General features: G+C 66.8%; 11 protein-coding genes. All 11 read right to left on the bottom strand.

Annotated features, from left to right (window positions below; genetic code table 11):
• Positions 1-64 precede the first annotated feature (64 nt).
• Positions 65-1,867, bottom strand: coding sequence for an aspartate--tRNA ligase (gene aspS, locus WS64_RS13720; RefSeq protein ID WP_060966674.1), 1,803 nt, complete (start codon positions 1,865-1,867; stop codon positions 65-67).
• A 67-nt stretch (positions 1,868-1,934) separates the two neighbouring features.
• Entirely contained in the window at positions 1,935-2,585 is a 651-nt protein-coding gene (locus WS64_RS13715) for a DUF502 domain-containing protein (RefSeq protein ID WP_060966673.1), read from the bottom strand.
• A 61-nt stretch (positions 2,586-2,646) separates the two neighbouring features.
• The gene (locus WS64_RS13710; RefSeq protein WP_060966672.1) at positions 2,647-2,997 is read right to left on the bottom strand and encodes an FmdB family zinc ribbon protein; all 351 of its coding nucleotides are present in this window, start codon (positions 2,995-2,997) and stop codon (positions 2,647-2,649) included.
• 95 nt (positions 2,998-3,092) lie between these two features.
• On the bottom strand, positions 3,093-3,719 hold the full coding sequence (locus WS64_RS13705) for a methyltransferase domain-containing protein (RefSeq protein WP_059578768.1): 627 nt from the start codon (positions 3,717-3,719) through the stop codon (positions 3,093-3,095).
• A 17-nt stretch (positions 3,720-3,736) separates the two neighbouring features.
• A complete protein-coding gene (ubiB, locus tag WS64_RS13700) occupies positions 3,737-5,314 on the bottom strand; it encodes a ubiquinone biosynthesis regulatory protein kinase UbiB (RefSeq protein WP_059578770.1) in 1,578 nt (525 codons plus the stop codon).
• A 12-nt stretch (positions 5,315-5,326) separates the two neighbouring features.
• A complete protein-coding gene (locus tag WS64_RS13695; RefSeq protein WP_060966671.1) occupies positions 5,327-5,953 on the bottom strand; it encodes a ubiquinone biosynthesis accessory factor UbiJ in 627 nt (208 codons plus the stop codon).
• A 164-nt stretch (positions 5,954-6,117) separates the two neighbouring features.
• On the bottom strand, positions 6,118-7,152 hold the full coding sequence (locus WS64_RS13690) for a Tim44 domain-containing protein (protein WP_060966670.1): 1,035 nt from the start codon (positions 7,150-7,152) through the stop codon (positions 6,118-6,120).
• Positions 7,153-7,193: 41 nt separating this feature from the next.
• Complete coding sequence (gene ubiE, locus WS64_RS13685) at positions 7,194-7,925, bottom strand: bifunctional demethylmenaquinone methyltransferase/2-methoxy-6-polyprenyl-1,4-benzoquinol methylase UbiE (protein WP_059578778.1); 732 nt, start codon at positions 7,923-7,925, stop codon at positions 7,194-7,196.
• Between the two features lie 52 nt (positions 7,926-7,977).
• On the bottom strand, positions 7,978-8,391 hold the full coding sequence (locus tag WS64_RS13680) for a gamma-butyrobetaine hydroxylase family protein (RefSeq protein ID WP_006487879.1): 414 nt from the start codon (positions 8,389-8,391) through the stop codon (positions 7,978-7,980).
• Entirely contained in the window at positions 8,388-8,831 is a 444-nt protein-coding gene (locus WS64_RS13675; RefSeq protein ID WP_060966669.1) for an HIT family protein, read from the bottom strand. The genes WS64_RS13680 and WS64_RS13675 overlap by 4 nt, the downstream gene beginning before the upstream one ends.
• 87 nt (positions 8,832-8,918) lie before the next feature.
• A complete protein-coding gene (locus WS64_RS13670) occupies positions 8,919-12,938 on the bottom strand; it encodes a DUF3683 domain-containing protein (protein WP_060966668.1) in 4,020 nt (1,339 codons plus the stop codon).
• Positions 12,939-13,202 lie beyond the last annotated feature (264 nt).

Raw genomic sequence — 13,202 nt, 5'->3', positions numbered from 1 at the left:
AGCGCCTTTTTCATGGGTGTCGTGTGGGCGTGACCGCACACACGACAGAGGGGGCGAAAGCGCGTTACGCCTTCGGCTGCTCCGGCTGACGCAGACGGATGTGCAGCTCGCGCAGTTGACGCTCGTCGACCGGGCTCGGCGCCTGCGTGAGCAGATCCTGCGCACGCTGGGTCTTCGGGAACGCGATCACGTCGCGGATCGAATCGGCGCCGGCCATCATCGTGACGATGCGGTCGAGACCGAACGCGATACCGCCGTGCGGCGGCGCGCCGTACTGCAGCGCGTCCAGCAGGAAGCCGAACTTCGCCTGCGCTTCTTCCGCGCCGATCTTCAGCGCGCGGAACACCTTGCTCTGCACTTCCTCGCGGTGGATACGCACCGAGCCGCCGCCGATTTCCCAGCCGTTCAGCACCATGTCGTACGCCTTCGCGAGGCAGCGGCCCGGATCGGTCTCGAGGTACTCGAGGTGCTCATCCTTCGGGCTCGTGAACGGATGGTGCGCAGCGACGTAGCGCGCGTCATCGTCGTCGTATTCGAACATCGGGAAGTCGACGACCCACAGCGGCTTCCAGCCTGCCTGGACGAGACCGTTCGCCTTGCCGAATTCCGAATGGCCGATCTTCAGGCGCAGCGCGCCGAGGCTGTCGTTGACGACCTTCGCGCGGTCGGCCGCGAAGAAGATGATGTCGCCGTCCTCAGCGCCGGTGCGCTCGAGGATCGCCGCGATCGATGCGTCGTGCAGGTTCTTGACGATCGGGCTTTGCAGGCCGTCGCGGCCCTTCGCCTTCTCGTTGACCTTGATCCACGCGAGGCCCTTCGCGCCGTAGATGCGCACGAATTCCGTGTAGCCGTCGATGTCGCCGCGCGACAGCTCGCCGCCCTTCGGCACGCGCAGCGCCGCGACCCGGCCGTCCTTCGCGTTCGCCGGCGTGCTGAACACCTTGAAGTCGACGTCCTTCATCGCGTCGGTCAGCTCGGTGAATTCGAGCTGCACGCGCAGGTCCGGCTTGTCCGAGCCGAAACGCGCCATCGCTTCCGAGTACGGCATCACCGGGAATTTCGCGTCGAGCTCGACGTCGATCGTCGTCTTGAAGATGTGACGGATCATGTCCTCGAACAGGTCGCGGATTTCCTGCTCGCCGAGGAACGACGTTTCACAATCGATCTGCGTGAATTCCGGCTGGCGGTCGGCGCGCAGATCCTCGTCGCGGAAGCACTTGGTGATCTGGTAGTAACGATCGAAGTTCGCAACCATCAGCAGCTGCTTGAACAGCTGCGGCGACTGCGGCAGCGCGAAGAACTGGCCCGCGTTCACGCGCGACGGCACGAGATAGTCGCGCGCGCCTTCCGGCGTGCTCTTCGTCAGCATCGGCGTTTCGATGTCGATGAAGCCCTGTTCGTCGAGGTACTTGCGTGCCTCGATCGCGACGCGGTAGCGCAGGCGCAGGTTGTGCTGCATCTGCGGGCGGCGCAGGTCGAGCACGCGGTGCGTGAGGCGCGTCGTTTCCGACAGGTTGTCGTCGTCGAGCTGGAACGGCGGCGTGACCGACGCGTTCAGCACGTTCAGCTCGTGGCACAGCACTTCGATCTTGCCGCTCTTCAGGCCGGCGTTGACCGTGCCTTCCGGACGGTTGCGCACGAGGCCCTTGATCTGCACGCAGAACTCGTTGCGCACGCCTTCGGCGGTCGCGAACATCTCGGCGCGATCCGGGTCGCACACCACCTGCACGAGGCCTTCACGATCGCGCAGGTCGATGAAGATCACACCGCCGTGATCGCGGCGGCGCTGCACCCAGCCGCACAGCGACACGGTTTGGCCCAGCAGGTGTTCGGTCACGAGACCGCAGTATTCAGTACGCATCGACATGATGTTTGCTTTCGTTCGGTTTGATCAACGGGCGCCGCAACGCGCGGCCCGGGCGATGATTCTTTACTTACAGCGGCGGCTCGACGGGACGGCGGGCGGGCGCCGGAACCGGCGCCGAAGGCGCCACGACGCCCATCGAGACGATGTACTTGAGCGCGGCATCGACCGACATGTCGAGTTCGATGACTTCGCTCTTCGGCAGGATCAGGAAGAAGCCGGATGTCGGGTTCGGCGTCGTGGGCACGTACACGCTCACGTACTCTTCCGTCAGATGGTTGACCACGTCGCCGCCGGGCACGCCGGTCAGAAACGCGATCGTATACGAGCCGCGGCGCGGGTATTCGATCAGCAGCGCCTTGCGGAACGCGTTGCCGCTGCTCGACAGCAGCGTGTCCGATACCTGCTTGACGCTCGTGTAGATCGGCCCGACCACCGGGATGTGGCGCACGACCGCGTTCCACCACGTGACGAGCTTCTGGCCGATGAAGTTCTGCGTGGCCAGCCCGACCACGAAGATGAACGCGAGCGTCAGCACCGCGCCGATCCCCGGCAGATGGAAGCCGAGCATCCGCTCGGGCTGCCACGATTCGGGCAGCAGGAGCAGCGTCTGATCCATCGTGCCGATGATGAGGCCGAGCACCCACAGCGTGATCGCGAGCGGGACGAGAACCAGCAAGCCGGTCAGGAACACCGTTTTCAGGGTCGTCTTTTTCATCATCTGCCGTCAATGAACCGCGCCGGCGGCGCGGGTTGGTCGCGACCCGGCCGGGCCGCGACGGTCAACTGCCGGCGGCGGGCGTCGCAGCCGGTGCCGGCGCGGCGCTCGTCGTCGTGGTGCTGCTTGAACTGCTCGCCGCGGCCGGCGCGGCCGCGGGTTCCGCCCCGGAGGCTGCCGGCGCCGCGTCGCCCGACGCCGCCGCCGCCGCCGGTGCGCTGGTGCCGCCCGAGCCACCGCGGAAATCGGTGACATACCACCCCGAGCCCTTGAGCTGGAACCCGGCGGCAGTCACCTGTTTGCGAAAAGCATCCTTCCCGCATTCAGGGCATTGCGACAGCGGCGCGTCGCTCATCTTCTGGAGCACGTCCTTCGCGAAACCGCACGCTTCGCATCGATAGGCGTAGATCGGCATGATATTTTTCCCGCGGAAACTGGAAACGGCTTGCAAAACCTTGAATTATAGCCGAAACCCGGGCGCGCTCCGGCAACGGCCGAGACGCCGGCGCATCAGCGGCGACGCCACGTGAGCCAGCGCTCGTGCCCGTCGAACACGGCCAGCGAATCGGTCACCGGCAAATCCTCCACCCGTTCGAAGTGCGGCGCGAGCAGCGCGTCGAGCTCCGCACGCTCGATGCCGAACGGCGGCCCCTTCGGCTTCGCCACCAGGAAGAAATAACCGGCCAGCAAGCCGCCCGCGGGCAGCAGCTCGGCCATCCGCGCCGCATAGTCGGCGCGCATGGCCGGCGGCAACGCGCACAGAAACGCGCGCTCGTACACCCACTGCACGTCGAACGGCGGCCGGTACTGGAAAAAATCCGCCTGCTCGACGACGTCCGCATGCGCGCCGAGCTGCGCCTTCGCGGCAGCGACCGCCTGCGCGGCGAAATCGATCGCGCGCACCGGCCAGCCGGCCTGCGCGAGCCATCCGGCCTCCTGCGCGCTGCCGCAGCCGGGGATCAGCACCGCGCACGGCTCGAGCCGCCGCGCGAACACGCGAAAGCCGTCCGGCACGCCGCCGAATTCCCACGGCGTCACGCCGCGCTCGAAGCGCTCGTTCCAGAACGACGCGCTGCCCGGGTCGCGCGTCGCGAAATCGGCGGCCGACGGTGCGGCCGGTTGCTTCGGATCGGACATCGCCACGCTCCTTTCGATCAGGCGCCGTACGCGAGCGCGAGCAGCACGCGCGCGACGAGCGCGCCGACGCCGACGGCCAGGCCGAAGATCAGCAACGCCTGCATCAGCCGGTTCGTCCGTTTCTGCTCGACGAGGATCTGGCGCATCAGCTCCTCGCTCGCGGCGCGCGGCGCGTCGTGGCGCGCGGCCATCGCATGGTGGATCAGGCGCGGCAGCTGCGGCAGCGTCTTGCTCCACTGCGGCGCCTCGACCTTGAACCGCTCGTACCAGCCGCGCAGGCCGATCTGCTCGGTCATCCAGCGCTCGAGATACGGCTTCGCGGTCTTCCACAGATCGAGTTCGGGGTCGAGCGAGCGGCCGAGCCCTTCCACGTTCAGCATCGTCTTCTGCAGCAGCACGAGCTGCGGCTGGATCTCGACGTTGAAGCGGCGCGACGTCGAGAACAGGCGCATCAGCACCTGGCCGAGCGAAATGTCCTTCAGCGCGCGGTCGAAATACGGCTCGCACACCGCGCGAATCGCGCTTTCGAGCTCTTCGACGCGCGTCTCGGGCGGCACCCAGCCCGATTCGAGGTGGAGCGTCGCGACGCGGTGGTAGTCGCGCTTGAAGAACGCGAGGAAGTTCTGCGCGAGGTAGTTCTTGTCGAAATCGGACAGCGCGCCGACGATCCCGAAATCGAGCGCGATATAGCGGCCGAACGTGTTCGGATCGAGGCTCACCTGGATGTTGCCGGGGTGCATGTCCGCATGGAAGAAGCCGTCGCGGAACACCTGCGTGAAGAAGATCTCGACGCCTTCGCGCGCGAGCTTCTTGATGTCGACGCCCGCCGAGCGCAGCGTCTCGACCTGGCTGATCGGCACGCCGGTCATGCGCTCCATCACGAGCACCTGCGACGTCGAGAAATCCCAGAACATCTCCGGCACGAGCAGCAGGTCGAGGCCCGCGAAGTTGCGGCGCAGCTGGCTGCCGTTCGCAGCCTCGCGCATCAGGTCGAGCTCGTCGTGCAGGTACTTGTCGAATTCGGCGACGACCTCGCGCGGCTTCAGGCGTCGGCCGTCGGCCCACATGCGCTCGGTCCACGTCGCGATGTCGCGCATCAGCGCGAGGTCGGAATCGATCACCGGCAGCATGTTCGGGCGCAGCACCTTGACGGCGACCGCCTTGCCCGCATGCGCGCCCTGCTTCAGCTTCGCGAAATGCACCTGTGCGATCGACGCGCTCGCGATCGGCTCGCGCTCGAATTCGTCGAACAGTTCGTCGACCGGCGCGCCGAGCGATTTCTCGATGATCGCGATCGCGACGGCCGAATCGAACGGCGGCACCTGGTCCTGCAGCTTCGCGAGTTCGTTCGCGAAATCGACCGACAGCAGGTCGCGGCGCGTCGACAGCACCTGGCCGAACTTCACGAAGATCGGGCCGAGGCTTTCGAGCGCGTGACGCAGCCGTACGGCCGGCGGATCGGAATAGCGGCGGCCGATCGTCGTGATCCGCAGCAGCAGCTTCACGCGCCGGTCGTCGATCCGGGACAGCATCACTTCGTCGAGGCCAAAGCGGATGACGGTGTAGACAATCTTGATGAAACGGAAAATGCGCATGCCCTGCGGCCCTCAGTGCGCGCCGCGCGGGCCGGAACCCGTGCGCGCGCCGATTTTTTGTTCGAGTCGCTCGACCCGCTTTTCGACCCGCGCGAGCGCATCGCGCGCGCGCGCCAGTTCCGCGTCGAAACCGCCGAGCGACGTGCGCCGGACGACTTGCGGGTTCTCGTCGAGCCAGTATTCGGCGACGGAATCGAGCACGTTGCGGCCGGTGCGGCGCACGCGCGCGCCGGCGTCGCGCACGAACGTCGCGATCCGGTACGCGGCCGCGTCGCCGACCAGCTTCGCGAGATCTTCCTCAGGTTCCCAGCGCAGATGCTCGGCCAGCTTCGCGATCTGCGTCGCGAATTCCGCGTCGCCCTCGATCTTCACGTGCTTCATCACGGCCGCCTGGCCGCCCTGCAGGAACGCGGCGACCGTGTCGCCGGCGAGTGCGATCGACACGTCGACCTGTTGCGCATCGTGCGCGTCGACGGCCGACAGATAACCGTCGGGCTGCACGAGCAGCGTGAGCGTGACGGGAGGCACGTCGATCCGGGCAGTCTTGCCCGCATAGGGAATCAGGCGGTCACGCGCCCACGATTCGCGCGCGAGCAGGTGATTGACGGCAGCAGCAAAAGGCTTGGCGGCAAAGGTCATCGGGCTGGGAAAGAAAAAACCCGCGCAGGCCGGGCGCCCACGCGGGTTTCTATTGTAACGTCGGATCGGCGGCAGACCGTGCCCGACCGTACACCCGGGCGGCAAGCGGTCGCAGTGCGGCGGCCGTCGCGCGGATGCCCGGCGGCGCGGGCCGCCGGTCACGCTCAGTGCGTGTTGATCTGCTGGATACCCGCGAGCAGCCAGCCCTGACTGCCCGACTTCGACAGGTTCCACACCTCGTCGAACGGCGCGGCCGACGTATTCGCCGATTCGCGGATCAGACCGTGGAAGCGTACGCTCGCCGACTGCTCGATGCCGCGATCCTCGATCGCGACCAGTTCCGCGTCGAGCTGCACGACGTCGGTCTGGTTCGCGTCGGTGCCGCGCGAATCGAGGTCGATCTTGATCTCGGCGAACATTTCGGGCGTCGTGAACTCGCGGATGTCGGCCAGGTTGCCCTGGTCCCACGCAGCCTGCAGGCGCACGAAGTACACCTTCGCGCTGCGCAGGAACGCTTCGGTATCGAAGCCGGCCGGCACCTGCAGCGGCGCAGCCGCCATCGCGCCTGCCGCACCGGCCGCCGCCGCACCGCCGCCGAACACGCCCTGCGCTTCGTTCGCATAGCTGCTGCCGCTACCTGCATAGTTGCTGCCGGTGTTGCCCTGCTGGAACGACGGGCTTTGCGCGTAGCCGCCCGACGACGACGACGCGCCGCCGACCGAATACGCCGGCTCCTGCGGGCGACGGCGGTTCATGAACTTGCGGATCAGCCAGATGCCAACCATCGCGAGCAACGCGATCACGATGACGTTCGCCATCATGCTCGCGAACGCGCCGCCGAGGCCGAAGTGCGACAGCAGCGCCGCGATGCCGAGACCGGCCGCGAGGCCGGCGATCGGCCCGAGCCAGCGCGAGCGGTTGGGTTGCGCGGCCGGCGTGGGCGCGGCCGGGTTCGTACGCTGCGCCTGCGACGGCGCCGCTTGCTGCATCGGCTGCTGCGCGGGCGGCGTGGCCTGACGCTGCGTGACGGTGGAACTCTGGCGGCCGATGCTGCGCCCGCCGCCCATGCGCTTGGCCTCAGCGTCGAGCGATGCGAACGTGCCGGCCGTGAGCAGGCCGACCATCAGCAGGGTGCCGACCCGTCGAGCCCACGGCTTCGACGGCTTGCCACGGTTGAACAACGAACGCGATTCGAACATCAGTTTCTCCAGATGTAAGACAAATGTATGGAAAGAGCCCCTTAGTACTTGGCTCCCATGTGTAAAGCTACCACGCCACCTGACAAATTGTAATATTTGACGGCATCGAGGCCCGCTTGTTCCATCATCGTCTTCAGCGTGTCCTGATCGGGGTGCATCCGGATAGATTCAGCAAGATACCGATAACTTTCGGCATCTTTCGCGAACTTGTCGCCAAGCCACGGTAATACTTTGAAAGAATACAGATCGTACGCTTTTTTCAGGGGATCCCAGACTTTCGAGAATTCCAGCACCATCACGCGGCCGCCGGGCTTCGTCACGCGGCGCATCTCGGCGAGCGCGGCGTCCTTGTGCGTCATGTTGCGCAGCCCGAACGCGACCGTCACCACATCGAAGTAGTTGTCCGGAAAGGGAATTTTCTCGGCGTCGCACAACAGCGACGGCGTCACGATGCCCTTGTCGAGCAGCCGGTCGCGGCCGACGCGCAGCATCGATTCGTTGATGTCGGTATGCCAGACCTCGCCCGTCGGCCCGGCCGCCTTCGCGAACGACTTGGTCAGGTCGCCGGTGCCGGCCGCGATGTCGAGCACCTTGAAGCCGGGGCGCACGTTCGCCTGCGCGATCGTGAACGCCTTCCACGCGCGGTGCATGCCCGCCGACATCAGGTCGTTCATCAGATCGTAGTTGCTCGCGACCGAATGAAACACGCCCGCCACTTTCTTCGCTTTTTCGTTTTCCTCGACGCTTTCGAAGCCGAAGTGGGTTTTGCTCATCGCGTTGATCCTCAGTAAATGGCAAGACGGCGCCGAGCGGGCGCCGTCGATTTCAGTGGCAGTGGCCGTGCGGCGCGCCGGCCGCCTGCATCGGGGCGTCGCGCTCGACGCCCGCCGCCTTCAGTTTGTCGAAATAGTCGCGCCACAGCGCGTCCTGCTGCGTCGCCAGTTCGTACAGCAGATCCCACGAGTAGATGCCGGTCGAATGGCCGTCGGAGAACGTCGGCTGCAGCGCGTAGTTGCCGACGCCCTCGAGCGCGGTGATCGTCACTTCGCGCTTGCCGGTCTGCAACGTCTCCTGGCCGGGCCCGTGGCCGCGCACCTCGGCCGACGGCGAATACACGCGCATCAGCTCGAACGGAATCCGGTAACTCTCGCCGTTCGGATACTGCAATTCGAGCACGCGCGACACCGCGTGCACGACGACGCCGGACGGAATCGGCGTCGTGGAAGTCAAACCGCTCATGGCTGCCTCGAATCGATCATGCGTTGAATTTCCTCGCGCACCGCATTGTGCAGCAGCGAGGCCTGCGCCGCGCGCGAGCGCAGCAGCGCCTCGGACACGCTGCGCTGGCGCGGCGCCCATACGGGCTGCGGAAAATGGGCATCGTTGGAAAAACGCGGAATCACGTGCCAGTGCACGTGCGGCACCATGTTGCCGAGGCTCGCGAGATTCACCTTGTTCGGCTGCATCACGCGGCGCACGGCCCGCTCGACCGCGTAGACCACGCGCATCAAGTGTGCCCGCTCCGACTCGCCGAGATCGGAGAACTCGGCGACGTGCGCGCCCCAGATCACCCGGCAGAAGCCCGGGTAGTCGTGCTCGCCCGTCGCGAGCACGACGCGCAGCGCATCGTCCTGCCAGAGCACCTCGCCGCCGTCTTCACGGCAAAACACGCATTCCATCGTCGCTCCCATGTGGACGGGCGCCGGCGCATCAGCGCCGGCGCCCGCTCTCATCCGTCGCCCGGCCGGGCGGTCGTCATGCCCGCATTAGACCAGCACGCGCTCGATCCCGCCATGGTTGGCCCGTGCGACATAATCGGCCATCCAGTTCTCGCCGAGCACCTGGCGCGCGATCTCGACCACGATGTAGTCCGCTTCGAGGTTCGCGTCCTCGCCGTAGCGCGACAGCCCCTGCAGACACGACGGGCAGCTCGTCAGGATCTTCACGTCCGGGCCGGCCGCGGCAGCCGGCGCCGCCGCGTCGCCCGCCACCACCGGAATCGCGCGCAGCTTCGCCGCGCCCTTGCGGATCTCCTCTTCCTTGCGGAAGCGCACCTGCGTCGAGATGTCCGGCCGCGTGACCGCCAGCGTGCCCGATTCGCCGCAGCAGCGATCGTTCTTCTCGATCTTGTAGCCGTCCTTCTCCGAACCCATCAGCTCGTTGACCAGCTTCACCGGGTCCATCGTCTTGATCGGCGTGTGGCACGGGTCGTGGTACATGTAGCGCGTGCCCGTCACGCCGTCGAGCTTCATCCCCTTCTCCAGCAGGAACTCGTGGATGTCGATGATCCGGCAGCCCGGGAAGATCTTGTCGAATTCGTAGCCCGCGAGCTGGTCGTAGCACGTGCCGCACGACACCACCACCGTCTTGATGTCCAGGTAATTCAGCGTGTTCGCCACCCGGTGGAACAGCACGCGGTTGTCCGTCACGATCTTCTCGGCCTTGTCGTACTGGCCCGAGCCGCGCTGCGGATAGCCGCAGCACAGGTAGCCCGGCGGCAGCACCGTCTGCACGCCCGCCTCCCACAGCATCGCCTGCGTCGCCAGCCCCACCTGCGAGAACAGCCGCTCGGAGCCGCAGCCCGGGAAGTAGAACACCGCCTCCGAATCGACAGTCGTCGATTTCGGGTTGCGGATGATCGGCACGATCTTGTTGTCCTCGATGTCCAGCAACGCGCGCGCCGTCTTCTTCGGCAGGTTGCCCGGCATCTTCTTGTTCACGAAGTGGATCACCTGCTCGACCGCCGGCGGCTTGCCCGTCGTCGCCGGCGGGTGCTGCGTCTGCTTCGTCACGACCTTCTTCAGCATGTCGTTCGCGAAGCGCTGCACCTTGTAGCCCACCCCCATCATCACGCCGCGCGCGACGTTGATCGTCTGCGGATTGGTCGCGTTCAGGAAGAACATGCCCGCCGCGTTGCCCGCGTTGAACTTCTTCTTGCCCATCTTGCGCAACAGGTTGCGCATGTTCATCGTCACGTCGCCGAAGTCGATCTTCACCGGGCACGGCGTCGCGCACTTGTGGCACACCGTGCAGTGGTCGGCCACGTCGTTGAACTCGTCCCAGTGCTTGATCGACACGCCGCGGCGCGTCTGCTCCTCGTACAGGAACGCCTCGACCAGCAGCGACGTCGCGAGGATCTTGTTGCGCGGGCTGTACAGCAGGTTCGCGCGCGGCACGTGCGTCGCGCACACCGGCTTGCACTTGCCGCAGCGCAGGCAGTCCTTCACCGAATCGGCGATCGCGCCGATGTCGGACTGCTGCATGATCAGCGACTCGTAGCCCATCAGCCCGAAGCTCGGCGTGTACGCATTGCGCAGATCGGCGCCCTCGAGCAGCTTGCCCTTGTTGAAGCGGCCGTTCGGGTCCACGCGCTGCTTGTACGCGCGGAATTCGGCGATCTCGTCCTCGGTCAGGAACTCGAGCTTCGTGATGCCGATCCCGTGCTCGCCGGAAATCACGCCGTCGAGCGAGCGCGCGAGCGTCATGATGCGTGCGACGGCCGCGTGCGCGTCCTGCAGCATCTCGTAGTTGTCGGAGTTGACCGGGATGTTCGTGTGCACGTTGCCGTCGCCCGCGTGCATGTGCAGCGCGACGAACACGCGCGCGCGCAGCACGCGCTTGTGGATCGCCTGCGCTTCGTCGAGGATCGGCTTGAACGCGCCGCCGTTGAAGATCGCGCGCAGTTCCGCGCGGATCTCCTGCTTCCACGAGATGCGCACCGTGCGGTCCTGCGTGACGTGGAACACGGTCGCGCCCGGCTGCTCGTCCGCGCGATCGGCGAACTTCTCCGCGAGCGCCTCGTAGCCGAGCTGCACCAGGTAGTGCTGCGCCTCGCGCAGCGGCTGGTCGAGCCGGTCGCGCACGAATTCCCAGCGTGCGCGCACGCGCTTGAGCAGCTCCAGCGCCTGCTGCACGCGGTCTTCCAGCAGTTCCGCGCTCGGGATCTCGTTCGCGTCGTCGGTCTTGCCGAGCGGCAGGTTGCCGCCACGGAAGAACGCCTCGAGCGCGTCGACCAGCTGCAGCTTGTTCTTCAGCGACAGCTCGATGTTGATCCGCTCGATGCCGTCGGTGTACTCGCCCATCCGGTTCAGCGGGATCACGACGTCCTCGTTGATCTTGAACGCGTTCGTGTGCTTCGCGATCGCCGCCGTGCGGCTGCGGTCGAGCCAGAAGCGCTTGCGCGCCTCCGCGCTGACCGCGACGAAGCCTTCGCCGCTCTTGCCGTTCGCCATCCGGATCACTTCGGACGTCGCGTGCGCGACCGCGTCGGCGTCGTCGCCGACGATGTCGCCGATCAGCACCATCTTCGGGAACGCATTGCGCTTGCTCTTGGTCGCGTAGCCGACCGCGCGCAGGTAGCGCTCGTCGAGGTGCTCGAGGCCCGCGAGAATCGCGCCGCCCTGCTTCGACGTCTCGAACAGGTAGTCCTTGATCTCGACGATGCTCGGGATCGCCTCGCGCGCCTGGCCGAAGAATTCGAGGCAGACGGTGCGCGTGTGCGCGGGCATCTTGTGCAGCACCCAGCGCGCGGACGTGATCAGCCCGTCGCAGCCTTCCTTCTGCACGCCCGGCAGGCCGGCGAGGAACTTGTCGGTGACGTCCTTGCCGAGCCCTTCCTTGCGAAAGCGCCGGCCTTCGATCTCGAGCATCTCGGTCTTCAGCAGCTTCTCGCCCGGCGCGTACGCGCCGTCGAACCACTTCAGCTCGAAGCGCGCGACCGCGATGTCGTGGATCTTGCCCTGATTGTGCTCGTGGCGCGTGACTTCGAGCCAGTTGCCGTCCGGGTCGACCATCCGCCACCACGCCAGGTTGTCGAGCGCGGTGCCCCACAGCACGGCCTTCTTGCCGCCCGCGTTCATCGCGACGTTGCCGCCGATGCACGAGGCGTCGAGCGAGGTCGGATCGACCGCGAACACGTAGCCGGCCGCTTCCGCCGCTTCGGTCACGCGGCGCGTGACGACGCCCGCGCCGGAAAAGATCGTCGGCACCTTGTGCGCGACGCCCGGCAGCTCGGTGAGCTCGACCGCGCCGAGCTGCTCGAGCTTCTCGGTGTTGATCACCGCGGAGAACGGCGTGAGCGGCACCGCGCCGCCCGTGTAGCCGGTGCCGCCGCCGCGCGGGATCACGGTCAGGCCGAGCTCGAAGCACGCCTTGATCAGCGCGGCGATCTCGGCTTCGGTGTCGGGCGTCAGCACGACGAACGGGTATTCGACGCGCCAGTCGGTCGCGTCGGTCACGTGCGACACGCGCGACAGCCCGTCGAAGCGGATGTTGTCCTTCTGCGTGCAGCGGCCGAGCGCCTTGGTCGCGCGGCGGCGCAGCTCGGCCATCTTGTCGAATTCGTCGGCGAACTCGTCGACCGCGCGCTGCGCCGCCGCTTCCAGCATCTCGACGCGCGATGCGCGTTCGCGGCCGGCGGCGTCGCGGTGCTCGGTGAGGTCGGCGCTACGGCGCTTGCCGATTTCGGTCAGGCGGTGGTTCAGCGCCTCGATCAGCAGCGCGCGGCGCTTCGGGTTGTCGAGCAGGTCGTCCTGCAAGTACGGGTTGCGACGCACGACCCAGATGTCGCCGAGCACTTCGTACAGCATCCGTGCGGAACGGCCCGTGCGGCGTTCCGCACGCAGTTCGTCGAGCACCGACCACGCCTCTTCGCCGAGCAGGCGGATCACGATCTCGCGATCCGAGAAGGACGTGTAGTTGTAGGGGATCTCGCGCAAGCGGGGCGCGGGGTCGGCGGCGACGGCGGCGGCCGCGCCATGCGGATCGAAAACTTGTGGTGCGTTCATGTTCGGACGACTCGGAGGGCCGATATCCCGTGCACGGGCGTCGGCAAGCGCGTGGGCGCAATCTTGGGGAAATCTGTTCTGTTACCAGGCGCGCGGCTGTCCTTCATGGGGCCGGAGCGGGCGACTCGCCCCTCCTGGCCGGCGACAGGGCCTGGCGGCACTCGGGACCATCAGCACGATCGCGCGCGGCGCGCATGCCGTTCGGCCGCGGGGCTGGCTGCGCGCGGCGTCGGCTTCAACGGTGCGATCCGAGGGTGCCTCTGC

The organism is Burkholderia anthina (genome assembly GCF_001547525.1).
GTDB classification, from domain to species: domain Bacteria; phylum Pseudomonadota; class Gammaproteobacteria; order Burkholderiales; family Burkholderiaceae; genus Burkholderia; species Burkholderia semiarida.
The sequence above is the reverse complement of the archived record's forward strand: the minus strand, read 5'-3'. Positions and strand labels throughout refer to the sequence as shown.